The 25,403-nt window shown below is 44.9% G+C and carries 23 protein-coding genes and 1 tRNA gene; 12 read left to right on the plus strand and 12 right to left on the minus strand.

Annotated elements, in window-relative coordinates; translation table 11 throughout:
* Nucleotides 1-159: 159 nt before the first annotated feature.
* On the minus strand, nucleotides 160-1,521 hold the full coding sequence (locus AAA942_RS19815; RefSeq protein ID WP_338222045.1) for a DEAD/DEAH box helicase: 1,362 nt from the start codon (nucleotides 1,519-1,521) through the stop codon (nucleotides 160-162).
* 379 nt (nucleotides 1,522-1,900) lie between these two features.
* Between AAA942_RS19815 and AAA942_RS19820 the strand changes: the two genes are divergently transcribed.
* From AAA942_RS19820 to AAA942_RS19840, 5 genes are all read left to right on the plus strand, one after another.
* Nucleotides 1,901-1,976, plus strand: a tRNA-His gene (locus AAA942_RS19820).
* A 91-nt stretch (nucleotides 1,977-2,067) separates the two neighbouring features.
* On the plus strand, nucleotides 2,068-2,214 hold the full coding sequence (locus AAA942_RS19825; RefSeq protein ID WP_338222046.1) for a hypothetical protein: 147 nt from the start codon (nucleotides 2,068-2,070) through the stop codon (nucleotides 2,212-2,214).
* A 98-nt stretch (nucleotides 2,215-2,312) separates the two neighbouring features.
* Nucleotides 2,313-4,229, plus strand: a complete 1,917-nt coding sequence (locus tag AAA942_RS19830; RefSeq protein WP_338222047.1) for an amylo-alpha-1,6-glucosidase — start codon at nucleotides 2,313-2,315, stop codon at nucleotides 4,227-4,229.
* A gap of 7 nt (nucleotides 4,230-4,236) precedes the next feature.
* Nucleotides 4,237-5,526 carry a glycosyltransferase family 4 protein gene (locus AAA942_RS19835; RefSeq protein ID WP_338222048.1) on the plus strand — a complete coding sequence of 430 codons (1,290 nt, stop codon included), beginning with the start codon at nucleotides 4,237-4,239 and terminating at the stop codon, nucleotides 5,524-5,526.
* Complete coding sequence (locus tag AAA942_RS19840) at nucleotides 5,523-6,725, plus strand: glycoside hydrolase family 57 protein (RefSeq protein ID WP_338222049.1); 1,203 nt, start codon at nucleotides 5,523-5,525, stop codon at nucleotides 6,723-6,725. Before AAA942_RS19835 ends, AAA942_RS19840 begins: the two co-directional genes overlap by 4 nt.
* 107 nt (nucleotides 6,726-6,832) lie before the next feature.
* Here AAA942_RS19840 and panB read toward each other — a convergent pair whose 3' ends face one another.
* From panB to AAA942_RS19860, 4 genes are read right to left on the minus strand one after another with little or no spacing between them, the layout of a single operon-like run.
* Nucleotides 6,833-7,654: a 3-methyl-2-oxobutanoate hydroxymethyltransferase gene (gene panB, locus AAA942_RS19845; protein ID WP_338222050.1), complete on the minus strand. Its 822-nt coding sequence runs from the start codon at nucleotides 7,652-7,654 to the stop codon at nucleotides 6,833-6,835.
* A 3-nt stretch (nucleotides 7,655-7,657) separates the two neighbouring features.
* Nucleotides 7,658-8,149: a phosphoribosyltransferase family protein gene (locus AAA942_RS19850; RefSeq protein ID WP_338222051.1), complete on the minus strand. Its 492-nt coding sequence runs from the start codon at nucleotides 8,147-8,149 to the stop codon at nucleotides 7,658-7,660.
* 52 nt (nucleotides 8,150-8,201) lie between these two features.
* Entirely contained in the window at nucleotides 8,202-9,125 is a 924-nt protein-coding gene (gene rsgA / locus AAA942_RS19855) for a ribosome small subunit-dependent GTPase A (RefSeq protein WP_338222081.1), read from the minus strand.
* Nucleotides 9,125-10,369, minus strand: a complete 1,245-nt coding sequence (locus tag AAA942_RS19860) for a 3-deoxy-D-manno-octulosonic acid transferase (protein WP_338222052.1) — start codon at nucleotides 10,367-10,369, stop codon at nucleotides 9,125-9,127. The genes rsgA and AAA942_RS19860 overlap by 1 nt, the downstream gene beginning before the upstream one ends.
* Before the next feature lie 164 nt (nucleotides 10,370-10,533).
* Between AAA942_RS19860 and AAA942_RS19865 the strand changes: the two genes are divergently transcribed.
* The 3 genes from AAA942_RS19865 to AAA942_RS19875 are packed head-to-tail and all read left to right on the plus strand — an operon-like array spanning nucleotide 10,534 to nucleotide 12,399.
* On the plus strand, nucleotides 10,534-11,019 hold the full coding sequence (locus tag AAA942_RS19865) for a low molecular weight protein-tyrosine-phosphatase (protein ID WP_338222053.1): 486 nt from the start codon (nucleotides 10,534-10,536) through the stop codon (nucleotides 11,017-11,019).
* Complete coding sequence (locus AAA942_RS19870; RefSeq protein WP_338222054.1) at nucleotides 11,012-11,887, plus strand: fructosamine kinase family protein; 876 nt, start codon at nucleotides 11,012-11,014, stop codon at nucleotides 11,885-11,887. The genes AAA942_RS19865 and AAA942_RS19870 overlap by 8 nt, the downstream gene beginning before the upstream one ends.
* Nucleotides 11,884-12,399: a GNAT family N-acetyltransferase gene (locus AAA942_RS19875; RefSeq protein ID WP_338222055.1), complete on the plus strand. Its 516-nt coding sequence runs from the start codon at nucleotides 11,884-11,886 to the stop codon at nucleotides 12,397-12,399. The genes AAA942_RS19870 and AAA942_RS19875 overlap by 4 nt, the downstream gene beginning before the upstream one ends.
* Here AAA942_RS19875 and AAA942_RS19880 read toward each other — a convergent pair whose 3' ends face one another.
* Nucleotides 12,400-13,503 (minus strand): Gfo/Idh/MocA family protein, encoded by a 1,104-nt coding sequence (locus AAA942_RS19880; protein ID WP_338222056.1) that lies wholly within the window; start codon nucleotides 13,501-13,503, stop codon nucleotides 12,400-12,402.
* Between the two features lie 41 nt (nucleotides 13,504-13,544).
* On the minus strand, nucleotides 13,545-14,819 hold the full coding sequence (locus AAA942_RS19885; protein WP_338222057.1) for an aspartate kinase: 1,275 nt from the start codon (nucleotides 14,817-14,819) through the stop codon (nucleotides 13,545-13,547).
* A 56-nt stretch (nucleotides 14,820-14,875) separates the two neighbouring features.
* On the opposite strand from AAA942_RS19885, the gene fbp reads away from it, so the two are divergent.
* The 3 genes from fbp to AAA942_RS19900 all read left to right on the plus strand — a co-directional run bounded on the left by fbp (nucleotide 14,876) and on the right by AAA942_RS19900 (nucleotide 18,444).
* Entirely contained in the window at nucleotides 14,876-15,922 is a 1,047-nt protein-coding gene (fbp, locus tag AAA942_RS19890; RefSeq protein ID WP_338222058.1) for a class 1 fructose-bisphosphatase, read from the plus strand.
* Nucleotides 15,923-15,985: 63 nt separating this feature from the next.
* Nucleotides 15,986-17,146: a PQQ-dependent sugar dehydrogenase gene (locus AAA942_RS19895; protein WP_338222059.1), complete on the plus strand. Its 1,161-nt coding sequence runs from the start codon at nucleotides 15,986-15,988 to the stop codon at nucleotides 17,144-17,146.
* A 134-nt stretch (nucleotides 17,147-17,280) separates the two neighbouring features.
* Nucleotides 17,281-18,444, plus strand: coding sequence for a PQQ-dependent sugar dehydrogenase (locus AAA942_RS19900; RefSeq protein WP_338222060.1), 1,164 nt, complete (start codon nucleotides 17,281-17,283; stop codon nucleotides 18,442-18,444).
* 8 nt (nucleotides 18,445-18,452) lie between these two features.
* On the opposite strand, the gene AAA942_RS19905 is transcribed toward AAA942_RS19900, so the two are convergent.
* The 3 genes from AAA942_RS19905 to AAA942_RS19915 all read right to left on the minus strand — a co-directional run bounded on the left by AAA942_RS19905 (nucleotide 18,453) and on the right by AAA942_RS19915 (nucleotide 21,751).
* Nucleotides 18,453-19,511, minus strand: a complete 1,059-nt coding sequence (locus tag AAA942_RS19905) for an NAD(P)H-dependent glycerol-3-phosphate dehydrogenase (protein WP_338222061.1) — start codon at nucleotides 19,509-19,511, stop codon at nucleotides 18,453-18,455.
* Nucleotides 19,489-21,186, minus strand: a complete 1,698-nt coding sequence (locus AAA942_RS19910) for a 1-acyl-sn-glycerol-3-phosphate acyltransferase (RefSeq protein ID WP_338222062.1) — start codon at nucleotides 21,184-21,186, stop codon at nucleotides 19,489-19,491. Before AAA942_RS19910 ends, AAA942_RS19905 begins: the two co-directional genes overlap by 23 nt.
* Before the next feature lie 85 nt (nucleotides 21,187-21,271).
* Nucleotides 21,272-21,751, minus strand: a complete 480-nt coding sequence (locus AAA942_RS19915) for a DUF4199 domain-containing protein (protein ID WP_338222063.1) — start codon at nucleotides 21,749-21,751, stop codon at nucleotides 21,272-21,274.
* 152 nt (nucleotides 21,752-21,903) lie between these two features.
* Between AAA942_RS19915 and AAA942_RS19920 the strand changes: the two genes are divergently transcribed.
* Nucleotides 21,904-22,878 (plus strand): polyprenyl synthetase family protein, encoded by a 975-nt coding sequence (locus AAA942_RS19920; RefSeq protein ID WP_338222064.1) that lies wholly within the window; start codon nucleotides 21,904-21,906, stop codon nucleotides 22,876-22,878.
* A 26-nt stretch (nucleotides 22,879-22,904) separates the two neighbouring features.
* Here the strand turns inward: AAA942_RS19920 and AAA942_RS19925 are convergent, their stop codons facing one another.
* Nucleotides 22,905-23,987: a glycoside hydrolase family 43 protein gene (locus AAA942_RS19925; RefSeq protein WP_338222065.1), complete on the minus strand. Its 1,083-nt coding sequence runs from the start codon at nucleotides 23,985-23,987 to the stop codon at nucleotides 22,905-22,907.
* Nucleotides 23,988-24,097: 110 nt separating this feature from the next.
* Nucleotides 24,098-25,396 (minus strand): threonine synthase, encoded by a 1,299-nt coding sequence (gene thrC, locus AAA942_RS19930; protein ID WP_338222066.1) that lies wholly within the window; start codon nucleotides 25,394-25,396, stop codon nucleotides 24,098-24,100.
* Between the last annotated feature and the right edge of the window lie 7 nt (nucleotides 25,397-25,403).

A 25,403-nucleotide genomic window follows, 5' to 3' on the forward strand; every position in this document is an offset into this window, starting at 1 on the left:
TAGGAAGTAAAGAGAAGGATAAAATCGCCATGAGCGAAAACCCGAAAATTTTTTTGAATGAGTTCATTTTTTAAATAATTAAGATTAAATATTTGAATTAGTTGTTTGCAAACATTTTCGATTTAAAAAAAAAAATACTACACAACTAATTTAAATAAATTATTTACTCCCCCTATTCTTCTGATTCTTGGTCTTAAGCTGATTTCTATTGGGTTTTTTCCCCTGTTTTTTGGCTTTTACCTTTTCCCCCTTGCCGATATTCTTCTTCGGCTGAGCCTTTTTCTCATGAAAAGCACCTTTGTAGTCCGGATTATCCCGCTGCTTGAGCTTATCCAATTCCCGCTCATAGGCTTGCTTTTCCTCAAAGGGAGTAGGAGGCACATCCACCGGATCCGGAATTGGCAACTCCTCCACCGTCATTCGGATCAGCTCCTCGATTTTTTCAAAATGATAGGCTTCTGCCGGGTTGATAAAAGTGACCGCCTTTCCCTCATTTTCTGCCCGACCTGTTCTTCCGATTCGATGCACATAATCCTCATAGATCAAAGGCACATCAAAATTGATCACGTGGGAAACCATGGAGACATCCAGGCCTCTGGAGGCCACATCCGTCGCCACGAGCAGCCTCACCTCCCCTGACTTGAAGTCTTCCATGGAATTGATCCGGGTATTCTGACCTTTATTGGCATGGATAACCCGGATTTCTCCGAAATTTTTCCGTTCGAGAAAAGAATACACGGCTTCCGCATTTTTCCGGCTTCGGGTGAAAATGATCGCACGGCTTATTTCCTCACTTTCGAGCAGGTAAGCTAGTAGATTGATTTTGGTCTTGATGTTGGGCACGGTGTATTTTACCTGAGCGATCGTCTCTGCGGTAGTAGCCGAAGGGGCTACTTCTACCCGCTCGGGAAACTCCAAGAATTCCGCAGCCAAATGCTCAATTCTCCCTGAAAAAGTGGCCGAAAACAACAAATTTTGACGCTTGCTGGGAATCACTTCCAAAATAGACCGAATCTGGGGCATAAACCCCATGTCCATCATCTTATCCGCCTCATCCAGTACCATGGTTTTCAATTCTCTGGTATGGATAATTCCCTTGCGGTAGATATCCATAAATCGACCCGGAGTAGAAATCAGAATGTCCGCTCCCGCTTCGATCTGCTCGATTTGAGTTTTCGGACCGATTCCCCCATAGAGACATACAATTCTCAAATCCGTATTCTTTCCAAGTTCTCTAGCCACCTCCTCGATCTGCATGACTAGCTCACGGGTAGGCGCCAGAATCAGGGCTCGGGGATGAATTCCCTGAGCATATTTCACCTTCATAAGCACTGGAAGCAAGTACGCGGCCGTCTTGCCTGTACCTGTCTGAGCGATACCCAAGACATCGTGACCTGCCAAGGCCAACGGAATTGCCTTTAGCTGGATAGGTGTAGGCTGAGTATATCCGGATTCGGCTACTGCTTCTAGAAGCTGCTTATTCAGCTTAAATCCATCAAATCCGGGAGTTTCATCGCTCATGGGAATAGGGTTAGGTGATCAATAAAAATCCTAATCCAGGTATTAAGGGAAAAAGACTTTTGCATTTCGCTACAAATATAGGCAAATAGGAAGGGATTACCCTCGAAGCCCGGTTTTCTTGACAGACTTGAAGCTTGGGTTCTGGCCTGGTGATTTGGAAAAAAGGCACTGCTTTTCTGTTTCATTTATAGTACACTCATCAAAAATGAACGAGGAGTGAGCGGTTTCGGACATATCCATCCTGCGACTTGGAGCATAAAGGAAATCGTGATTATGATTTAACTTTTTTTAGAAATAAGCTTGGACCTGCTTGCGCCAAACAAAGGTTCTACTTACTTTTGCACACCCAATGAGAAAAACCTCAGAGGAAAAACCACACGGTGATTGTAGCTCAGCTGGTTAGAGCGCTGGTTTGTGGCACCAGAGGTCGCCGGTTCGAACCCGGTCTTTCACCCAAACCCCTCAAATCGAGGGGTTTTGCTATATATAACGGAGTTGTTTTGGCACAAGATTTGACAATTCCAGAAGAAACTAAACCAATTTGAGATGTTTACTTTGTTCAAATCCTCTCCCAAATTCCCGGAAGTAAAGCCGGTGAACATCAAGCAGGTTCAAAATTATCTGCTCAAATTCGAGGAGTCTATCCGCAACTTTGAAGAGATCCAAAAAGAGAAGATTCACTCGCTACACTGATTAAAAAGAAGGTTATGATTACATAACCTTTATTTTTTTGTCTTTAGTTTTTCTTATCCGTTCAAACTTCTATTTTTAGCTTCTTACAATAATTCACTATGAGTTATATCCATTTTGACAAGACCCAATTAGTTAACCTCAACTATTCGCTGGAACGGGAAATCATCCGGACCAACCGCTCGGGAACTTACACAAGTACGACCATTATTGGCTGCAATACCCGCAAGTATCACGGGCTTTTGGTAGTGCCTCAACCGCAAATAGATACTCAAAATCATGTTTTTTTGTCCACAGTGCATGAAACTGTGATCCAGCATGGGGCAAGTTTTAATTTGGGCATCAGCAAATTCCCCGGGAATTACTCCCCAAGGGGCCATAAATATTTGGAAGATTTCGATTCCGAACCCATTCCAAAGCTTACTTACCGAGTAGGCGGAGTCCTTTTGCAAAAGGAACTCATTTTGGACACCAATCGGGATCGGGTGATGATCCGATATACCCTGCTGGAGGCGCACTCCCCGACCAAAATCAGAATTCAGCCCTTTTTGGCTTTCAGAGGCTATCATTCACTGATGAAAGCCAATGACGAAATCAACAAAACTGCAGAAAAGGTCCCCAATGGACTGAAATTCCAGCTTTATCCCCAGTACGACCCGCTTTTCCTCCAGCTTTCAAAAAAGAACACCTTCAATTCTTCCCCGGACTGGTATTATAACATCGAGTACATTCAGGAAAGAGAAAGAGGGTATGACTATCAGGAAGACCTGTTCGTCCCCGGATACTTTGAATTTGATATAGCGAAAGGCGAGTCTGTCATTTTTTCAGCGGGACTCACAGAGGCAGATCCGAAAACACGCCAAAATGCCTTTGAAAAGGAAATCGCAAGACGAATTCCCAGAAACAACTTCGAAAACTGCCTCAAAAATGCCGCTGGCCAGTTTATCCGAAGAAGAAACGGAGAAGTAAGAATAATTGCTGGGTATCCTTGGTTTGGATGGTGGGGAAGGGACACCTTCATTGCTGCCCCGGGATTGACTTTGGCAATGGGAGACAAAGAAACCTTTTTGGAAATTATGGATACCATGTCCAAGGACCTCAAAGGCCCGCTTTTCCCCAACATAGGAAGTGGTGATTACACCAATATGACCTCCATGGATGCTCCCCTATGGTTTTTTTGGTCTTTGCAGCAGTACATTTTCTTTACCGGAGACAAAAAGACCGTAAAAACCCGGTATTTGGACAAGCTTCGGGGGATTATTGAGGGATATAAGGCAGGTACGGAATTCAATATTCACATGCTGGAAAATGGCCTGATTTGGGGTGGTCAAGACGGAGTAGCACTGACTTGGATGGATGCAATCACTCCGGATGGACCTGTAACCCCAAGAAAAGGTTGCCCGGTAGAGATTCAGGCCCTCTGGTACAATGCCCTCTGCTTCTATCATGAGTTGTCCGGAGATAAGGATTATTTAACCCTTGCGGGAAAAGTGAAGGATTCCTTTGACCGTGAATTCTGGTCTTGGGATTACGGGTATTTGGCTGATGTGGTAGACGGAGAAGAAAAGGACTGGTCTATCCGACCAAATATGGTCTTTGCTACCTCCCTTCCTTACACCATGCTGAGTGAAGAAAAGAATGATCAGATTCTGGAAATAGCCAAATCCAAGCTGCTTACCCCACGTGGCCTTCGTTCATTGTCGCCGGATGACCCCGGGTATAAGGGCTACTACTTTGGTAATCAAATCAGCAGAGATAATGCCTACCACAATGGTACTGTATGGGCCTGGCCTTTAGGGCATTTTGTGGAAGGCTACATGAAATTGCACGGCAAAGCGGCTAAGCATTTCATTCAGAAAATAATCAAAAGCTTCGATGGAGTGATGACCCAATATGGGGTAGGAACAGTGGCCGAAATTTACGACGGAGATGCACCCCATCGGCCTAAGGGATCAATTTCCCAAGCCTGGAGTATCGCAGAACTGCTTCGAATGATGGATTTAGTCAAAAAAACATAAGGGTACTATGAGAGTTTTGATGTTCGGGTGGGAATTTCCCCCTCACATTTCCGGAGGATTAGGCACTGCCTGCTATGGATTGGTCAAGGGTATGAACCATCATAATCAGAAGGTGATTTTTGTAGTGCCAAAATTATGGGGGGATGAGGAAAATCTGGCTGACTTCGTAAATGGTAGTGATATCTCCATCAATTACCGGGAGAAAAAATTTAAAAAAATCTGGAAAAACCTCACCTATCTCGAGGTAAGCAGCTTTTTGGTCCCTTATCTGGGCCCCGAAGAGTTTCAGAAATTCACGGACTATACCATCCACGACAAGGTGGACGTGGACGAAAGTATTTTTACCAATAAGTACGAGTTCAGTGGGAAATATGGCAAAAACCTCATGGAGGAGGTCTCAAGATATGCCCTGGTAGGAGCACAGATTGCCCGAGATCGGAGCGACTTTGACATCATTCATGCCCATGACTGGCTGGCCTTTCCTGCAGGAATTGCAGCCAAGGAAATCAGTGGAAAGCCCTTGGTGGTTCATGTTCATGCGACTGAGTTTGACAGATCCGGGGAGTCGGTAAACAAGCCGGTCTATGAAATAGAACGGGCCGGAATGCACGCTGCGGACCACGTACTGGCAGTAAGTGCCTTGACCCGAAATATTGTGATCAAAAAATATGGCGTACCTGCCCATAAAGTATCTGTCCTTCACAATGCCGTACTCGATGCAAGCATCATCAAATCGGCCTATCAGAAAAAGGTCCCCGAGAAAATCGTGACTTTTTTGGGAAGAATCACTTTCCAAAAAGGACCGGAATACTTTGTAGAAGCAGCCAAAAAAGTGATTGACCGTGACCCCAATGTGCGCTTTGTCATGGCAGGATCAGGAGATTTGCTCAACAGGATGATTCAGCGTGTAGCGGAACTTCGAATCGCCAACAAGTTCCATTTTACAGGCTTCCTTAAAGGGGACGATGTGGACCACATGTATGCCATTTCGGATGTCTATGTTATGCCTTCGGTATCCGAACCATTTGGCATCGCTCCATTGGAGGCCGTACGTCACAATACCCCGGTAATTATTTCCAAACAGTCCGGAGTAGCCGAGGTCTTGAGAAATGCGATCAAAATCGACTTCTGGGATGTGGACGCAATGGCCGATGCCATTTTTGCTTTGCTCCATTATGAAGGAATCTCCAAAATGTTCAAAGAATTGGGCAGTGAAGAGCTGAAAAAGCTAAAATGGGAACATGTCGCTGCCAAATTGATAACTGTTTACGAAAAAACTATAGCCCAACAATCATGAGAACCGTCTGCTTTTATTTCCAGGTGCATCAGCCCTTCCGACTAAAGCCCTATCGCTTTTTTGATATAGGTGAGGACCATTACTACTGGGACGATTATCTGAACAAAAATGTAATCAGAAAGGCTGCACAGAGATGTTATTTGCCTATGAATGCGCTCTTGATGGATTTGATCCATCAGTACAAGGGGAAATTTAAAGTGGCCTTTTCTATCTCAGGAACCTTTCTTGACCAGATGGAAGCTTACGCACCGGATGTGTTGGAGAGTTTCCAAAAATTAGTGGCCACCGGACATGTGGAATTGCTGAATGAAACCTATACTCATTCACTTGCGGCACTGAAGAGCAAGGAAGAATTCACCGCTCTGGTAAAAAAACATCAGGACAGAATCAAAGAATTGTTTAACGGCTATACCCCGAAAGTATTCAGAAACACGGAGCTGATTTATTCAGATGAAATCGGCAAAATGGTCTATGATTTGGGCTATGAGGGAATATTGACTGAAGGAGCTAAACACATTCTGGGATGGAAAAGCCCGAATTACATTTACACCAATGCATTGGAGCCCAAACTGAAAGTCCTTCTCAAAAACTTCCGTCTTTCGGATGATATTGCCTTCCGCTTCAGCAATAAAACCTGGGCAGACTATCCCCTCACTACAGAGAAATTTGTCACTTGGCTCAACGCCATCCCCAAGGAAGAGCAAGTGGTCAATCTCTTTATGGATTATGAGACCTTCGGAGAGCATCAATGGGCGGATACAGGAATCTTCGAGTTCATGAGACATTTGCCTGAGGCCATCTTCAGACACTCCGACTTTTCCTTTTCCACCCCATCAGAAGTAATCCGTCAATTGCCGGGAGTAGGCAAAATCTATGTTCCCACTCCAATTTCATGGGCTGACGAGGAAAGGGATTTGACGGCTTGGCTGGGTAATGACCTTCAGGATGAGGCCTTTGACCGATTATATGAAATCGAGAGCAAAATCAAAACCATTGATGACCCTGAATTGCAACGGGATTGGGGATATCTTCAGACCTCGGACCACTTTTACTATATGTGTACCAAGTTCTTTTCAGACGGTTCGGTCCATCAATACTTTAGCCCCTATGACACTCCGTACGATGCATTCATCAATTACATGAATGTGTTGAGCGATTTTGATCTGAGGGTAAAGGAAAGTAGTCAATCCAAGAAATAATATCCAAGGGGAAATATTGGACCAATCAAAAAGCCGCCTGTTTACAATAAGATAAACAGGCGGCTTTTTTTGGATTATTGAATGAGATGAAGGAAGAACAGATCTTATCAATAACTTTCCTTTTCTGAAGGAAAATCCCTGTTTTTCACATCGGATATATACTGCTGAAAAGCCCCCATCATTACCCCTTGAAGATCTGCATATTGTCGGAGAAATCTTGGTTTGAATTCTTGTGTGATTCCCAGCATATCATGCATGACCAATACCTGTCCATCCACATCCGAACCTGCCCCAATTCCAATCACGGGAATAGTGAGTGACTCGGCTACTTTTTTGGCAAGCTTAGCGGGTATTTTTTCCAAAACAACAGCAAAGCAGCCACACTCTTCCAACATTTTAGCGTCTTCGAGGAGCTTTTTAGCTTCTGCCTCTTCCTTAGCCCTTACAGTATACGTTCCGAATTTGTAGATGGACTGTGGAGTAAGTCCCAGGTGTCCCATCACCGGAACGCCCGCACTAAGTATTCTAAGTACGGATTCTTTGATTTCTGAACCGCCTTCCACTTTGACAGCATGGGCACCGGATTCTTTCATAATCCGTATAGCCGATCTCAAAGCCTCGGAACTATTTCCCTGATAATTCCCAAATGGGATATCTACCACAATGAAAGACCGCTTGACAGCACGGACTACGGCCGATGCATGATAAATCATCTGGTCCAAGGTAATGGGCAAGGTAGTTTCATGCCCGGCCATAACATTGGAAGCAGAATCCCCCACCAAAATGATATCCATCCCTGCAGCATCGACGATTTTGGCCATGCTGTAATCGTAAGCAGTAAGCATGGAGATTTTCTCCCCCCGCTGCTTCATTTCCTGAAGGGTGTGAGTGGTGATTCGCTTGACAGAAGCTGAAGAATGAACAGACATGAATTAGTGAAGATGAACGGAATACTGATTTTCAGAAAAATCAACTTGAATATGCTCGTTGAGCGTGGTGGCCAGCTCATATCCGGTATAATCCGGACGTACGGGAAACAGACCATGGCTTCGATTGACCAGAACTGCAATCTCCATCTTATGGATCTCAAAGTCCAAAAACGGCTTCATCGCGTAGACCAGAGTTTTTCCTGTATTGAGCACATCATCTACCAGAATAATGGTCTTGCCTGACAGCTCCACTTCGGGGGAAATTTCAATCTCGGATTCGGCTACCTGACTTTTATCCAGCAAAACTTCAATGACCTCGATAGAAAGAGGAGATATTTTTCCAAGCTCCTCTGCCAGCAAGCGGGCCAAAACCATACCCATTCCAGAAATCCCTGCAATGACCAACCCCGAAGAATGAATATTTCTTTCAAAGATCTGATAGGCCATTCGGGTGAGTTTCTGGCCGATTTGCTTATGATTGAGTACGATGCTCATGGTGTTTTTCAAAATTGAAAAATAGACCAATTCTTTTTGGATTCAAAGAAGATCATCGATGAGTGTCTTCTTCCTGGAGAATATTGAGATAATTCTTATATCGATAGGGATGGATATACCCTTCTTCCAGCTTTTTGAGAATAACACAACCCGGCTCATTGACATGCTTGCAATTGTTGTATTTGCATTGGCCAAGGTATTCGCGCATTTCCGGGAAATAATGTGAAAGCTCGTATTCTTCTATATCCAAAATTCCAAACTCCTTTATCCCGGGCGTATCGATCAACCCCCCCCCTTCTTCCAGAGCAAAAAGTTCTGCAAAAGTAGTCGTATGAACCCCTTTGGTACTGTATTCAGATATTTCCTTTGTCTCCTGCAAGGCTTCCGGGATCAGGACATTTAGAAGCGTAGACTTGCCTACCCCAGAATGGCCGGCTATCAAAGTGGTTTTATCTTTGAGAAAGGGTGAAAATTTCTTTTTCAAATCCTCATCCTTGAGAGCAGAAACCTCCAAAACCTGATAACCCAAGGGCTCATAGATCTCATGGATATCCTGAAGCCAATCTTCCTCCTCCTCACCTTCAAGCTGGTCCATCTTATTGACCACCAATAAAGATGGAATCCGAAAACTCTCCGTACTGACCAAAAACCGGTCGATGAATCCCAGGGAAGTTCGGGGATTTTTCATGGTGATGACCAAAAGAGCCTGATCGATATTGCTGGCAATGATATGGGAATGATGTTGCTTGCGGGTCGATTTCCGTATCACATAATTTTCTCTCGGAAGTATTTCCTTGATCACAACAGAGTCCTGACCCGGTTCCTTTTCTATTTCGACTAGGTCCCCCACAGCAATGGGATTAGTCAGCTTGAGGTCTTTTTGCTTAAACTTCCCCTTCAGTCGAGCCGATACAGGTCCACTTTCTGTTTGGACGATATACCAGCTGCCGGTAGACTTTATCACTCTGCCTTGGATCATAGTCGGGTCATTTCTTCAATTTTGGAGACAATATTTTTTGCCGCCCCTTGGTTGGCACTCACCCAATTATGGGCTGCTTCTTGGGCCTTTTTGTGAAAATCGGGTTCTTGAAGCTGAGCAAAAATCCACTTCAGCTCTTCTGTGTTGCTTACCGAAAATCCGCATCCTTGCTTTTCGCTTTCCTCTGCCTCGGGAAACTTGGAGGCTTTCTTAACCTTACCGAATATCACCGGCACTCCAAAACCCAAAGATTCCAGGATATTGTGCAATCCTTTACCAAAAGCTCCCCCAACATAGGAAACCCAGGCAAATTGATAGAGGGAGGAAAGCATTCCAATATTATCAATAAAAAGGACTTCATTGCTTGACTGCGGATCCCATTGGGAATATTTTGCCGAACTCAGCATCAATTCTGTGGCCCATCGATCCATGGGCTCAGGGTTAAGGTCATGAGGAGCGATAATCCAGCGATAATCCGGCCATTGGTTGATCAATGGAATCAACAGATTCATATCCTCCTCCCAAGCGGACCCCACCACGACCACGGGCTTCAGACCAATCCAAGCTGCCAGATCCGGAAAAGATTTGGGTTGTTGCGCCTGTGAGGCTACCCGGTCAAACCGAGTATCGCCCGTTCTGCTTGCCTGCCGAATTCCGTACCTCTCCAAAAGGCTCACACTTTCTTCATTTTGGGTGAAAATCCAGCTCATTTCCTCCAGATTTTTCCTGAAAAAACTTCCAAATAAGCCAAAATAGGATTGGTCCAAACGGAAATTTGCTGAAGCAAGGAAGTAGGGAATCCCTCTTTTCTTCAAAGCCTCCAAGTGAAAAAACCACAAATCGTATTTGATGAAGATAGCCAGCTTGGGATTAAGAATTCTCACAAATTCCTCCGCCCATTTTTTTCTATCTAAAGGTAAATAGGTAAGGAAATCCACTCCAGGTTGACTTTTCTTGATACTGGGATCATACCCAGATGGACTAAAGAAGCTGACCACCACCGGTTGCAAAGGCCTTCTTTCCTTGATTTCTGAGATAATGGGCCTTGCCATTTCATATTCTCCCAAAGAAGCCGCATGCACCCAAATGACCGGTTTAGGATTGGTGCTTTTGAATTTTTTTAAATCCTGAAAAAGAAACTCCCTTCCCTCTAAAAAGTGCTTAAGTTTGTGTGAAAAAATTGCAGCCAAAGGAAGTAATCCCGAAATCAGCCAAATAACCGCTCCATAAATGGTTTTCATTTGGTAAAAGTATGTATTCCCAAAGATTAACTGGGAAAGGGTCACTATAAAAATTGGCGAAAAATGGACAAATTATTCAAGTCAAATTGGTGCAATTGCTTTTGAAATTCCCTATTTTCATTGCCTTCTTTAAATAAACTCTCCATTCTAGCCAAAAGAGTAAAATGATTAGCGTACTGTTTGTTTGTCTTGGAAATATCTGTCGGTCTCCTCTGGCAGAAGCTATTTTTGATCATAAAATCCATATTTCGGGCCTGAGTGCCCATTTCAAATCAGACAGTGCGGGTACTTCAGACTACCATATTGGCGAGCTCCCCGATGATCGCACGATCCGGTGTGCGGTAAAAAACGGCCTGAAAATTTCCCATCGTGGAAGACAAGTCAATCGGACTGACTTCAGGGATTTCGACTACATTCTTGCCATGGACGAAAGCAACCTCAACTCGCTCAATCAATTGAAAAAGAGATACAATTTCCCGGACAAAGAAATCTATCTCATGCGAGATTTTGTGGAAGGAAATGAAGGAATGCCTGTCCCTGACCCCTATTATGGAGGAGAAAAAGAGTTTGAAGACATCTTCCGAATTCTTGACCAGTCTATCGATGGATTTCTGGAAAAGGTAAAAGAGACCCATCAACTCTATGCTTGATCAGTACCAAATCTATGAACAAGTACTTTTTCAGGTTTTAGGCCCTTTAGCCCAACTCAAATCCGCCCAACTCATTGCTGCAGGGAATCACAATCAGGGCATTCAACTCAAAACCTCCGAAGGGGTATTTTTTCTCAAGCTAAATTTCGATCACGAAAGAGATGTCCTGTCCAAAGAAGCAGAAGGTCTTAGACTGCTGAGAAAATCTACCTTTTTGAAAATACCTCAGATTTATGGTTTTGGACGGGTAGAGGATTACAACTTCCTCCTGTCGGAATACATTCAGGGGTCCAGGCATCAGGTCGACTATTGGGAAGATTTGGGATTGGGGCTGGCTCATCTCCATCTGAACCGTAAAAAACAATTTGGGCTGGAATCTGACAATTACATTGCATCCCTTCCGCAAAAAAACCAATTCCATGATAATTGGGTAGACTTTTACATCGAGCAGAGGCTGGAGCCCATGCTTGGCAAGGCTTATTTTGACCGATTGATTCCCTTGGATTTTCTCAAAAAATTCCAAGCTATTTATCCCAAGTTGGATATGCTTCTCCCAAAGGAAAAAGCCTCTCTGCTTCATGGAGACCTTTGGTCTGGCAATGTGATTTGCGGAAGTGATGGAAAACCCTGCCTGATAGACCCTGCTGTCTATTACGGACACCGGGAGATGGATTTGGCTTTTAGCAGGCTTTTTGGCGGATTTGACTCCCGCTTTTACGAAGCTTATGAGTCCGTTTTGCCTTTGGAACCCGACTTTGAAAGCAGAATGAGCCTTTACAACCTCTACCCTCTTTTGGTTCATCTCAATCTTTTTGGGACGGCTTATTTGCCAGGAATTGAAAAAATCATCAATCGATTCGGATCATGAGCTTTCAGATTAGGTCTTTTAAAGAAGAGGATTCACCTGCAATTCTCGAAATCATCAACGATTCGATTTTGAATACTTCCTTCAATTATGACTACTACCCCAAAACTCTGGAGGAAATCAAGGAAATGTTCCTGGAAAAAATCCGGGACGGCATTCCTGTATTAGTGTGCGAATTGCAAAACAGGGTATGTGGATACGCCACTTTCGGGAAGTTTCGCGCCAAGCCGGGATACTGCAGAACCATAGAACACTCAATCTATTTTAGAGAGGGAACTCAAGGAAAAGGAATGGGGACTGCCTTACTCAAACAATTGATCGGGTTGGCAAAAGATCAAGGCTATCATATCATGATTGCCGGGATGGATTCCGAAAACCACGGAAGCTATCGCTTTCATGAAAGACTTGGCTTTCGGGAAGCTGGAAGGTTTCCGGAAGTCGCATTCAAGTTTGGAAAATGGCTGAACCTGGTCTTCATGCAGCTCAACCTCAGCCAAGATCCCAGGCAAGTCTGATCAAATCAAGCTGATTCTCGCCCCAGTATGTACCGATTCATAGATCGCATCGACGATGACCAAATCTCTCAGGCCCTCTTCCCCGTCTACCGGTACCATGGGCTGTTTCCCGTCCAAGATTAACGCTGCCATCTCATCCATCTGAGTCGTTTGATGCGTGATGTGCTCAGCCTCGATTGGCCCCTGATTGGTTCTGGCCTGAATGGGTCCGTAGCCGGTAGATGGCTGCATTTCAGCAAAACCTTTGGTCCCGTTTAGAAAAAATTTATCCAGATTATTCATCGAATAGGTGGAAAGACAAGAGGCCACTGCACCCGAAGGAAATCCCATCTGAAAGGTAATCGTCTCATCAACCCCTTGCTTAAACTTGACAGGATCGGTCTTTACCTCCTGGGCTGTCACCCAAATCGGCTCTTCTCCAAGCATATATCTGGCTCCATTAATGGAGTAAATCCCGATATCCATCATGGCTCCTCCGCCTGCCAAAGCCTTATTGAGCCTCCACTGCTTGGGGTCTCCGATCATAAAGCCACTTAAACCCTGAAAAAAGAGGGTTTTTCCGAAATCCCCGGCCCGCTGTCTGCGAATCACTTCGAGAGTTTTGGCTTCAAAATGCATACGATATCCCACCAGCAGGTGAACTCCTGCCTCTTGGCAAGCTTGGATCATTTCCCGTCCCTCCTCAGCATTGAGAGCCATGGGCTTTTCACAAATCACATGCTTCCCAGCGCGTGCCACACCGATAGAATGAGGTTTATGAAGGGAATTTGGTGTGATGACATACACGGCATCGATATCCGGATTGTCCTTGATCTGATGGTAATTTTCGTAGTTGTAGCAATTCTTTGCCGGGATCCCATATTTCTCTTTCCAAGCTTCAATTTTGGAGGGGGTTCCACTGATCACTCCCACCAGCTTTGCTCGTTTGCAGTCCTTCATGGCTTCTGCCACACGAGTTCCATAGCTTCCCAATCCCATGATAGCCACTCTCAGTACTTTATCTTCCTGCTTCTTGACGGATGAGGAAAATGTGGAGGCAAAGGGCAAGGTTACCGCCAAGGTAGACAGGCTTGCTTTTTCAATAAATTGTCTTCGTGTGGTCATGAGCGCAGTTTTTGATTTCTCCTGAATTTAAGAAACTTCGCTTATATCCCTGACTTTCTGCGTACCACCTGAAAAGTATTTCTGGTGGACTGCTCCAACAACATCTCGTATCCTTCCAATAGAGCAGGGATTTCATCAGGGTTTTGGTGTAAAATGGTCAACAACTCCAATCCTTCATTGTATCGGACCTCAAAAGCACCCTTGAGCGCTGCCAAGAGCTGTTCTAATTTAAAAACCTGGGCATCGATCACCACAGAAACACTGATAGCGGAGAGCTGAAGCATATTGACTCTAAGTTTGAGCTTTTTCAGCTGCTCGTAAATCTGATGAATATGGCCTTCCTCAATAAAAGTGAAATCCGTGACTTTGAAACTGATCAACACCTGATTCTTTTTGAGCACCAAGGTAGGAATCGATTGGGATGGAGCATCTTGGTGGATTTTTGTTCCCTGGGCATCTGGCTCAAGAAAAGATTTGACAAACAGGGGAATCCCTGCATTAGCCAAGGGTTTGATCGTCTTGGGATGAATCACAGAAGCTCCAAAGTAGGTCATTTCAGCTGCCTCAGGATAGGCCAATTCCTCAAATTTTTGGGTATTTGGAAAAAGCTTGGGGTCCGCATTGAGCACTCCCGGGACATCCTTCCAAATCGTCACAGATGAAGCATCCAAGCTGGTAGCCAAAATGGCAGCTGTAAAATCCGAGCCTTCTCTTCCCAAAGTAGTCGGTTTACCTTTTGGATCAGAACCGATAAATCCTTGGGTCAAAATAGGAAACTGCTCCAAAACCGGAATCCATTGAGCTCGGGTTTGAATTCTGGTCTTTTCCCAGTTGATTTTGGCAAAGCGAAAGTCAGAATCGGTATGAATCACCTCGCGCGCATCCTTCCACACCACCACTTGCCCCTGAAGACAGAGATATTCTGCTACAATTCGGGAAGAAATCAACTCTCCATATCCTACGATCCGGTCATAATACTCGTCGTAAGTTTGCTTGGTAAGCGGTCTTTCGAGATCTTTTTCAAGCTTGATGAAAAGGTTTTCCAAAAGAGTAAAAACCGGATGCTCTTCGGGGAAAAGTTCTTGACAGATTTTTAGATGAAAGCCCTTCAAAATTGAACAATTCTGAGAAAAATCTTCATTCCCCATTTTTTTCCAAATAATCTCTTCCAAAGAATTGGTGGTCTTACCCATTGCAGAGACAACAATCACGAGCTGATTCCGCAATCGATTACGCAAAATTTTTGATAAGTTTTCAATTGCAGAACTATCTTTGACCGAAGCCCCGCCAAATTTGTAAATGAAGTTTTTTGCCATGAAGAATATTATCTAATTTTCGAGAGTATAAACCCAATAATTGTACTTTTCCAAGAATGAAAATTTTACCATACCAGCCGGATCAAAGCAATCTGGCCTACTCCGTAGGAATCACCCTAGACCGATTCATCAAGCTCAAGCAAAGCGACTTTCCTTTTGCCTCCGGTGAGCTTTCTCAGCTCCTGAGGGACATTGCACTTGCAGCCAAGATTGTCAACCGCGAAACGAACCGCGCCGGACTAGCCAATATCGGTGGAGCTTTCGGACAAACCAACGTACAGGGCGAGGAGCAGCAAAAGCTGGATGTCATCGCCAATATCCGATTCATGCGGGCGCTGAGTAAAGGTGGCGAAGTTTGTGCCATAGTTTCCGAAGAGGAAGATGCTGTGATTGATTTGAAGAATAATTCAGGAAAATATGTGGTCGCTATAGATCCGCTCGACGGAAGCTCCAATATCGATGTGAATATCAGCATAGGGACGATATTTTCCATCTACCGAAGAAAAACTCCAGTAGGAAGCCCTATCACTGAGGCTGATATCATGCAGCCCGGAAATCAGCAAGTGGCAGCAGGCTATGTCCTATATGGCAGCTCAACCATGCTGGTGTATACGACAGGTTGCGGCATCAATGGGTTTACCTATGAAAATAGCCTCGGGGAATTTTTTCTCTCCCACCCGGATATGAAAGCTCCCGAAGACGGAAAAATTTATTCCATCAATGAGGGCTTGGAACAGGAATGGGAACCCGCGATAGCAGCCTATGTCCGGCAATGCAAAGCTGAAAAACTTCAATCCCGATACATCGGCAGCTTGGTAGCAGACTTTCATCGAAACTTGCTGAAAGGAGGAATTTACCTCTACCCTGCCACTCAAAAAAATCCAAGTGGTAAACTCAGGCTACTCTATGAGGCCAATGCTTTGGCCCTGCTTATCGAACAAGCCGGAGGTACGGCTACTGACGGCCATAGAAGAATTCTGGACATTCAGCCAGAAAGCCTTCATCAACGTACTCCTCTCATTATCGGATCCAGAAATATGGTGGAACAGGTAAAAGGACTCATCCAATCTACCCCAATGGAAAAAGAGATTCTCGCCCGTTGAGCAAAATTTAATTCTCTTTCCCAATCCAAAATCTTAATTTGCAGAGATTAATTGATTGAAAATATGCTCAGAAAAAAATCTTATTTACCTATTGCCATCTTATCGGGAATTCTATTCCTAGGCTTTGCCTGTGCACCCAAGCAGGCTGCTGAGGAGCCGATCGATGAAACTTTCGCCACTCAGACAGACAAATTGCTGATCAAAGTGGACACCCTCTATTCGGAACTGGAAAATCCCTGGGGAATGACCTGGCTACCAGACGGCAAAATGCTGATCACCGAGAGAAAAGGAGAAATCCTAATTTTCCAGGATGATGCCTTCACCGGACAAAAAATCCAAGGCCTTCCCCCTGTCCATGAGGTCAACCAGGCTGGCCTGCTGGACATAGCAATCCATCCCAAGTATGAAGAAAACGGGTGGATTTACATCGCCTATGCCAAGCATTTCGAAGACAGCACCGGAGCTACGACGATCATGAGATTCAAACTGGACGGCAATAATGCCTTCAATCAGGAGGAATTAATCGTGGCAGGACCATCTTGGAAGGGAGGACGTCACTTTGGTAGCCGAATAGTTTTTGACAACGATGGATACCTTTATTTCTCCAACGGGGACAAAGGGAACATCCCGATGAATGCTCAAAACCTGAACAATGCGCATGGTAAAATCCACCGAATTATGGATGATGGCACCATCCCGGCAGACAACCCTTTCACAGATTCTTTAGGGAATGTTAGTTCGATCTGGACCTATGGCAACAGAAATCCACAAGGGATGATCTATGACAAAGTGAACAACAGGCTTTGGGAAGTAGAACATGGCCCGATGGGAGGTGATGAGCTCAATCTGATCGAGAAAGGCAAAAATTATGGCTGGCCGGTGATTACCTACGGGCAAAACTACAACGGAACTCCAATCACCGACATTACTGAAAAAGAAGGAATGGAGCAGCCGGTTCATTATTGGGTGCCATCCATAGCCACTTGCGGAATGACTTTGGTGACCTCAGACAAATATCCTGCTTGGAAAGGAAATATCCTGGTAGCAGCACTTGCCAAGCAACACATTGCGCGAGTGGAGCTGAACGGAACGACCTATGTCGGCGAGGAGAAGCTCCTTCAAGACATCGGGCGGGTACGTCAAGTTGCCGAAAGCCCCAACGGGTATATCTACGCCATCACGGAAGCGACCGGTCTTTTGGTCAAGCTTCTCCCGATCAGATAATCCCAAACTGTTGTTTAAATGGCCTTTTGGACAAACCAAAAGGCCATTTTTTTTGCATTTCACGATAAATCCTGCCATCATTCAAACTGCCTGTACTTTCTGTTCGTTTATTCCCTAAAGAAAAAACGAGGAATATGAAACTGACGAAAACAGCTTTGATGGGGATTTTGAATGTTGTTCTTTTTTCTACTGCGACTGCTTGTGGACCAACGGACTCTGAAACTCAACCCACCCCCCTTCCCAACTTGGAAATCACCACCCAAACTGAGAAAATGACCGTAAAGGTGGATACCTTGTACACCGGATTTCAAAACCCTTGGGGAATGACTTGGTTGGCAGATGGAAGGATGCTGGTCACTGAGCGCAAAGGCGAGATTCTGATTTTCAAGGAGGATAAGTATACAGGGGAAAAGGTCACCGGACTGCCAGCCATATACGCCTCAGGGCAAGCAGGACTTCTGGACATCACGACCCATCCCAATCACGCACAAAACGGGTGGATATACATCTCCTACGCCAAGCCGGTAGGAAATGGTGGGGCCACTACCATCGCAAGATTTAAACTTAGCGGAAATGCAATTACCGACTTTGAAGAACTTATCGTGACCACTCCTGCCTGGAATGGCGGTACGCATTACGGTAGCCGGGTAGTCTTTGATAGAGAAAATTACCTCTACTTCAGTAACGGGGAGCGGGGAAGCCAAAACAATGCTCAGGACTTGAAAAACTCCCATGGCAAAATCCACAGAATCCATGATGATGGCAGAATTCCGGCAGATAATCCTTTCATCAATACCCCCGGAGCTGTTTCTTCCATTTGGACCTATGGCAATCGAAATCCTCAAGGATTGTATTATGACTTGGAATCCAACCGACTTTGGGAGGTAGAGCATGGTCCTCGCGGAGGAGATGAGTTGAATCTGCTGGAGAAGGGGAAGAATTATGGCTGGCCGGTGATCACCTATGGGATCAACTATAACGGAACCCCAATCACCGATATTACAGAAAAAGAAGGAATGGAGCAGCCAGTCAAATATTGGACTCCTTCCATAGCCACCTGCGGAATGACCATGGTGACTTCTGATAAATATCCAGCGTGGAAAGGCAATATTTTGGTAGCTGCCTTGGCCGGAACCCATATCGCCCGAGTAGAAATGAACGGAATAAATGCAAGCGGAGAAGAAAAGCTCTTCCCTGGAATAGGCCGGGTGAGACAAGTAGCCCAAAGTCCGGAGGGATATATCTATGCTGTCACGGAAGGGCCAGGTTTACTGGTAAAACTAATTCCCTCCTCTTAATGGACGGACTAAACAAAGTCCACATCCACACTGAAGGGATACTTCATCAAAAACTGAAGTGCTTCTTCAATCTGCAGATCCTCAAAAAGAACCCGATAAAGATTTTCGGTAATAGGGGCGCGAAGACCAGCTGTCTTGATAAATGCATTGACAATACGAATGGTATTGATTCCTTCCGCTACCTCTTCCATTGAGTTGAGGATTTGGGCTAGTGGTTCTCCTTTGGCTAGGCGATGACCGACAGTGAAATTTCGGGAATGAACAGAGTTGCAGGTAGTCACCAAATCTCCCACTCCGGCCAAGCCGATGACAGACTGCACGCTTCCGCCTAAAGCCTTGCTGAGATGCACCATTTCGACCATTCCCCTAGATATGAGCAAGCCTTTGGCATTTTCACCCAAACCCAAGCCAGCCAAGGCGCCAGCTGCAATGGCGATGATGTTTTTCAAAACTCCGCTAAGCTCCACTCCAATGATATCCGAATTCCCATAAACCTGAAATCGCTCCGAACGGAGTAGTCTCTGCCCTTCTAGAATCACCTCATTGTAATGACTGGCAATCACTGTGGCCGCCGGCTGTCCAAGTATCAACTCGGTAGAAATATTTGGTCCAGCCAGACAGCCTACCCGTACAGCCACAGTTTCCTGAAGAATGACCTCACTCATAGTCAGGATTTGCTCCCGCTTTAGTTTGTCTAGGTTATCCAGAGTTTGCCCCTCTTCAAAATTCAAAGCCAGCCCTTTAGTCCCATGAATAATCAGGTGATAGGGATAAAGGTAGGGTGCAAACTTTCTGATCACTTCAAAATACGCTCCGGAAGGCACCATGAAAAAAATGATATTGCATCGTTGGCATAATTCCTCGGGATCAAAAGTGGCCAGTATATCCAGATGAACTTTCCTCCCAGAGGTGGTGTGAGTCTCGTTGATCTCTCGCACCACTTCTTCCTTTCGGGCATACACGAGAACAGGATTTTTCTCCGCCAGCATATTGGCTACCGCTGTGCCGAAACTACCCATTCCGACTACTCCGATCATTTTCGAATCAGAAGAGCTTTTCGAGGGCATATCCGTGAAGTCTATTGTGATAGAAATAAAGCAAACTCATGTCTTGGGTAATGATGTCCCCATCTTTATTGGTCAGCAAAGGCCTTTTGGCATGATACATTCCCACATTGTCCAAGCCATGGGAAATGATCTCGTCCATTGGTCTGTACATATGTGGAGCGACCCCTATTTTTCCTCTTTCTTTCAGTTCCATGATATGACCCAAAACCAGCTGACAGGACTTTTTAAATTCTGCGTAGGGAATTACAATATCTTCCTCAGGCAATCGAATCAGATCAAACAGATCCAATTTGCTGTTTTGGGCTTTAATCATTTCAAAGGCTACAAAAGCGACCAAATGGGAGCTAAAAACCCGATTGATTTTGTGAAATTCCTCCACGATTCGCTTACCCAGCATGTGAGTGTATTCCTCTTCGCGCTGATGATCTACCGTCACTTTTCCTTCAGAAATAAAATAGTCTTGGGTATTGATGATTCGACCTCTTTTGTCCAAACTGTTCCCGTCCTGATCGACATAATTACCCAGGACATCCATTGCTTTCCCGATAGAAACTGAGATGTCGGAACCTTTGGTGAAAAACTTCACCAGAAACTTGGATATTTTGTAGGAGGTAGAAAACTCATCGTTTTCCTTGTAGTAGCGCTCCTGTCCGGTGATACTCAAGTAATCACTGATCAAACTGGGAGCCTCCAGTACAAAATGGTAATTGATAGTCACTGGGACAATAAAGATTTTTCCCGATACGTCAGATTGTCCATTTTGGTAATTGGTTCGCTGAGCCTCGAGGGCTGTGCTAAGTAGGCCCAGCTTTAACTTAGACTCAATCATTCCGCTTCTCGAACGAGTACCTCCTGGGAAAAAGAGGCTATGGCACCCAAACTGAATGGCTTCTTTGGAATAGGTCTTTAGCGTCTCCAGATAGAGGAGATTTTTCTTTCTTCGGTCCACCTTGTACGCCCCGAGCGCATTCATGAAGTAGGCAAAAATGGAAATATTGAACAGGTTGAGTCCTGCACCATAGATAAATGGTGGCATACCCAATACGGAAATAATCCATCCGATCAGAATCGAGTCCAAATTAGAAAAGTGGGTTGGCACCATAACGATGGTTCCTTTGGTGGCCAAATCCCGGATTTGATCTGTCTGACCAGTGATCTGGATTTTGTCCTGAAGCGTGTATTGGTTGCTGAAAATGGATCTAAAGCCCTTCACCCGGGCTGCATTGAGCAGTCTGGAGAACCCGAAGGTGACCACACGACGGGTAAACTTGTAATGGGAAGCTTTGAAATTGGATGCTATTTCATTGGAATATCTTGACGTGATCTTATGAAGCACTTCCTTGTAGGCATCCAGCTTAGCAATCTTGGATTTTTTGGACTCTGAATTGATCTGCAAAAGAGCATGCTTCACTTCATTCCAGAATGAATATTCATCATCCGGGTCCACTACCCATGGGTTTTGTTTGATTCGGAGTTTTTCCCGGTAGAGTGTAGTTTCTAGTTCTTCCTTAAGAATCTCCGGATTTTTTCCGGTCAAATCCAATACTCTGGATTCTGCCCTCTCGGCTACCCGCTGTACAAATTCCTTCCGCTCTCGGGCAAGTTTGACCACGGGCCATTCTGCCTGTTTGGGCAAAATAGGATCGTACTTATGTTTGATGTAATTCTCCTCCAAGGGAAATGCTGGTTAAAACAGGGAAAGGGCTCAAAGATAAAGAAAAGGCTTCACCCAAACGAACCATAGAATCAAAGCTGGGATTTCAGCCTTTGGAACGGATGAAAATACTAACAACTGCAGTGGTCAAAATCCCCATAAAAGCCGCGAAAATGGACGACTGTAAAATATAGTTATTTAAGGAAAAATAAGCTTTGGCTTCCTCTTCATCCATATATCCCTGCTGAATAGACATGTCAATGATGTTTGGGAAATATTCCGGGGAAATATAAGTATGGGTTATGTACTGACTGAGTGGGGTAAGTATAACCACTATCACCGTGACAATAATGCCTGAAACCAAGCCTTGGACATAGGTCATTTTACCATGATAATCGGTTCTCTTTTTGTCGATGAGTGCCAAAACATAAATCAGGATTGCGATTGGAGCATAAAACAGAGTATAGGTGGCATGCTTTTCCAAATGGACATCATGCCATCCCAAGCTTTTTTCCAAAATCATCCAGATCAAGCCGGATAAAATGAACAACAGGCCCCATTTGATTTCAATTCTTATTTTCTTCATAGTGCTGGATGGATAGGCTGGGATAAATTCCAGTCTAACAAATTACAAAAAATGCCTGAACGTTTTGCCTTCCTAATTGTTAGAATTCCAGATGCCAACAAAACCCTTGTAGGAGCCGGAATCCATGTTATTTTTACGGCACCAAAACCCCGATGAAACCAGACCTCAAACAAATCCAAGTCCCCATCGAAGCCGAAATGGCTCAATTTGAGCACAAGTTTCGGGACTTTATGAAGAGTAAGGTCAAGCTCCTCGACCACATCACCAACTACATCGTCAAGCGCAAAGGAAAGCAGATGCGCCCTATGTTTGTCTTTCTTACAGCGGGAGTTTGTGGAGAAATCAACGAATCTACCCATCGAGGTGCCGCGCTGATCGAATTGCTTCATACCGCAACGCTTGTACACGATGATGTGGTGGATGATGCCAACTACCGAAGGGGATTTTTCTCGGTTAATGCACTTTGGAAAAATAAAATCGCAGTATTGGTCGGAGATTATTTATTGTCTCGAGGATTACTGCTAAGTGTTGACCACGGGGATTTTCATCTGCTACGGATTGTATCCAATGCCGTCAAAGAAATGTCTGAAGGGGAACTTTTGCAAAGCTACAAAGCCCGAAAGCTAGATGTAGATGAGGAAGTTTACTATGAAATAATTCGGCAAAAAACAGCCAGCCTGATCGCTTCCTGCTGTTCGGTGGGTGCTTCCAGTGTGGGAAGTAATGAAATAGTAAGCGAAAAGATGAGGCTTTTTGGGGAAAAAGTCGGTATGGCTTTTCAGATCAAAGATGACCTTTTTGATTACGGCGAGGACGAAATCGGCAAGCCCGTAGGGATCGATATCAAGGAAAAGAAAATGACCTTGCCACTCATTTATGCCTTGCGAAATACGGATTGGCTGACCAAAAAGAAGATTATTTACTTGATCCGCAATCGCTCCGAAGACAAAAAAGCGGTCAATGAGGTGATTGATTTCGTGAAGAAGAGTGGTGGATTAGACTATGCTAAATCTATAATGAATGCTTTTTACCAAGAAGCTCTTTCCATCTTAGATTCTTTTCCGGACTCCGAATATAAATCCTCCCTATCCGCTTTGGTAAGCTATACCATCGAACGAAAAAAATAAAGCCAGAATTACTCTGGCTTTTTCAATTATTTCATTGGCTTCACAGTCTCAATTTTTCCATCCGGCAAATAGATCAATTCGGCCATTTTGATGTTGCGCAGTGGTGTATCTCCCGATAACTGGGTATCATGATAGAAAAGGTACCATTTCCCCTCAAACTCCACGATCGAATGATGATTCGTCCAGCCTTCCACCGGATCGAGTACATTGCCCTGATAGGTAAACGGGCCATAAGGACTGTCTCCAATTGCATAAGCGATAAAGTGCGTATCCCCCGTGGAGTAAGACAGATAATACTTCCCGTTATACTTGTGCATCCAAGCTGCCTCAAAGAATCTTCGGGCATTGTCTCCGGCTTGGATGGGCTCGCCACTTTCATCCAAAATCAAGATTTCCTGAGGCTTATCCGCAAGTTCTGTCATAGAGCTCCCTAGCTTGGCGATGTAGGGCATCAACGCTTTTTGGTCAGCTGCAGGAATGCCGTCTGTTGGGCCTTTTCGTCCTTCGACCAGTTTTTGATCTTCATACCACTGAAGCTGTCCGCCCCAGATTCCTCCCCAAAGAAGGTAATACTCGGCCCCATCCTGAAAAGCGGAGGGGTCCATGCTGAAAGTTCCCGCGATGGGCTCTGGTTCGGCGGTGAAGGGTCCCTCCGGCCGATCCGAGACAGCTACCCCGATTTTGAAGATATCCTGCTTGTCCTTGGCAGGGAAGTAGAGGTAGTATTTCCCATCTTTCTCTGCTGCATCCGGTGCCCATAGTTGACGTCCTGCCCAAGGCACATCCTCGAGTTTGAGGGCAACTCCATGGTCGGTAACTGGTCCTCCTGGACTTTCCATAGAAAAAACATGGTAATCCTTCATGTCAAAATGGGAACCCATATCATCTTGGGCCACATCGGTTTCGATGTCATGCGAAGGGTAAATGAAAATTTTGCTCTCAAAAACATGAGCAGATGGATCGGCGGTATAGATATGCTCGACTAATGGAGCATGAGCAAATTTGGTAGCGGTGGTGTCGGCTATAGGGACTTCTGTAGTCTCCTTTGGCTGGGCACAGGCGATTCCTGCAAAGACCAGCAAACTGAGGTAAGGGATTGATTGACGCATGGTTAGATTAGGTTTGAAATAGAGGTTGAAAATAGTGAAGGATATTGGTTTTCGAAATTCAAAACAAAAAAGTAGGATGGTATCAAATGATACTATCACTTTTTATTTCATCAATCCAACCCCTCCAAAAACCCCTTAAACTCTTCAAAGCTTTTTCCCATCGGGATCACCTGCTTTTTTCCTTGCAGAAAAGCCGCCAATCGCTCGGGTAGCACCAATTGTTCTCCCAAAGCTTCCTCTACCACATCCCGGAATTTGCCCGGATGGGCTGTTTCCAGAAATACGCCGACATAACCTGAATTTTCTGACATAAAGTCCTTCAAACCCAAATACCCCACTGCCCCATGCGGATCGAGGGTATAGCCCAATGGCTGCACAGCTTGAATCGCCCTGACAGTCTGCTCATCCGAGTAATAATAGCCTTTGACATTTTCCCGAAACAGCTCCTCATCACTGCCATACAGGGCCTGAAGTCTTGGAAAATTGCTTGGATTGCCCACATCCATGGAATTGGAAACGGTAGGAACCGAGGGCTTTGCTTGGAACGGGAGTCCATGCAAGTACTCAGGCACCACCTTGTTTACATTCGTGGCTGCCACGAAGCGGTCGATCGGCAAGCCCATCCGCTGTGCCAAAATCCCCGCTCCTATATTTCCAAAATTCCCGCTTGGCACCGAAAAAACAACCTTTTTGCCAGCCTTTGGCAATCGGGAATAGGCGTAGAAGTAGTACAAACATTGAGGAATCCAACGGGCAATATTGATCGAATTGGCGGAGGTTAGGAGCAACTTTTGATTCAATTCGGGGTCCAAAAATGCCTGCTTTACCAAAGTTTGGCAGTCGTCAAAAACTCCATCCACTTCCAAAGCGGTGATGTTTTGGCCCAAAGTGGTAAACTGTTGTTCTTGAAGTTTACTGACTTTTCCTTTTGGAAATAGGATAATCACCTCCACGCCTGGTACACCCAAAAAACCATTGGCTACTGCACTTCCGGTATCCCCTGAAGTAGCGACCAAGACCCGAACTTTTTGGCTTTGCTCCCCTACCAGCATGCTCATCAGCTTTGAGCAAAATCTTGCCCCGAAGTCTTTGAACGCCAAAGTTGGTCCATGAAATAACTCCAAACTGTATATATCCTCCTCCACTTTTACGATTGGTGCATCGAAAGTCAGCGTATGATCCACGAGTTCGTGGATCTGCTTTTCACTCAAATCTTCCGAAAACAAGGCTCCAATCACGGTATAGCCGATTTCCCGAAAACTCATTTCCGACATCTTTTCGATGAGTTCCTGTGGCAAAACAGGAATCCGCTCAGGCATGTAGAGCCCATTGTCCGGCGCGAGTCCTTTGATGACCGCCTCGGAGAGCGAAACTTTATGATTGGTATTGTTGGTGCTGTAGTACTTCATGATGGGG

Source organism: Algoriphagus sp. oki45 (assembly GCF_036245605.1).
Classification (GTDB): domain Bacteria; phylum Bacteroidota; class Bacteroidia; order Cytophagales; family Cyclobacteriaceae; genus Algoriphagus.

Coding starts and splice junctions, on each gene's coding strand:
- AAA942_RS19815 (WP_338222045.1), bottom strand. CDS start 1,521: ATGAGCGATGAAACTCCCGGATTTGATGGATTTAAGCTGAATAAGCAG.
- AAA942_RS19825 (WP_338222046.1), top strand. CDS start 2,068: ATGTTTACTTTGTTCAAATCCTCTCCCAAATTCCCGGAAGTAAAGCCG.
- AAA942_RS19830 (WP_338222047.1), top strand. CDS start 2,313: ATGAGTTATATCCATTTTGACAAGACCCAATTAGTTAACCTCAACTAT.
- AAA942_RS19835 (WP_338222048.1), top strand. CDS start 4,237: ATGAGAGTTTTGATGTTCGGGTGGGAATTTCCCCCTCACATTTCCGGA.
- AAA942_RS19840 (WP_338222049.1), top strand. CDS start 5,523: ATGAGAACCGTCTGCTTTTATTTCCAGGTGCATCAGCCCTTCCGACTA.
- panB (WP_338222050.1), bottom strand. CDS start 7,654: ATGTCTGTTCATTCTTCAGCTTCTGTCAAGCGAATCACCACTCACACC.
- AAA942_RS19850 (WP_338222051.1), bottom strand. CDS start 8,149: ATGAGCATCGTACTCAATCATAAGCAAATCGGCCAGAAACTCACCCGA.
- AAA942_RS19860 (WP_338222052.1), bottom strand. CDS start 10,369: ATGAAAACCATTTATGGAGCGGTTATTTGGCTGATTTCGGGATTACTT.
- AAA942_RS19865 (WP_338222053.1), top strand. CDS start 10,534: ATGATTAGCGTACTGTTTGTTTGTCTTGGAAATATCTGTCGGTCTCCT.
- AAA942_RS19870 (WP_338222054.1), top strand. CDS start 11,012: ATGCTTGATCAGTACCAAATCTATGAACAAGTACTTTTTCAGGTTTTA.
- AAA942_RS19875 (WP_338222055.1), top strand. CDS start 11,884: ATGAGCTTTCAGATTAGGTCTTTTAAAGAAGAGGATTCACCTGCAATT.
- AAA942_RS19880 (WP_338222056.1), bottom strand. CDS start 13,503: ATGACCACACGAAGACAATTTATTGAAAAAGCAAGCCTGTCTACCTTG.
- AAA942_RS19885 (WP_338222057.1), bottom strand. CDS start 14,819: ATGGCAAAAAACTTCATTTACAAATTTGGCGGGGCTTCGGTCAAAGAT.
- fbp (WP_338222058.1), top strand. CDS start 14,876: ATGAAAATTTTACCATACCAGCCGGATCAAAGCAATCTGGCCTACTCC.
- AAA942_RS19895 (WP_338222059.1), top strand. CDS start 15,986: ATGCTCAGAAAAAAATCTTATTTACCTATTGCCATCTTATCGGGAATT.
- AAA942_RS19900 (WP_338222060.1), top strand. CDS start 17,281: ATGAAACTGACGAAAACAGCTTTGATGGGGATTTTGAATGTTGTTCTT.
- AAA942_RS19905 (WP_338222061.1), bottom strand. CDS start 19,511: ATGCCCTCGAAAAGCTCTTCTGATTCGAAAATGATCGGAGTAGTCGGA.
- AAA942_RS19915 (WP_338222063.1), bottom strand. CDS start 21,751: ATGAAGAAAATAAGAATTGAAATCAAATGGGGCCTGTTGTTCATTTTA.
- AAA942_RS19920 (WP_338222064.1), top strand. CDS start 21,904: ATGAAACCAGACCTCAAACAAATCCAAGTCCCCATCGAAGCCGAAATG.
- AAA942_RS19925 (WP_338222065.1), bottom strand. CDS start 23,987: ATGCGTCAATCAATCCCTTACCTCAGTTTGCTGGTCTTTGCAGGAATC.
- thrC (WP_338222066.1), bottom strand. CDS start 25,396: ATGAAGTACTACAGCACCAACAATACCAATCATAAAGTTTCGCTCTCC.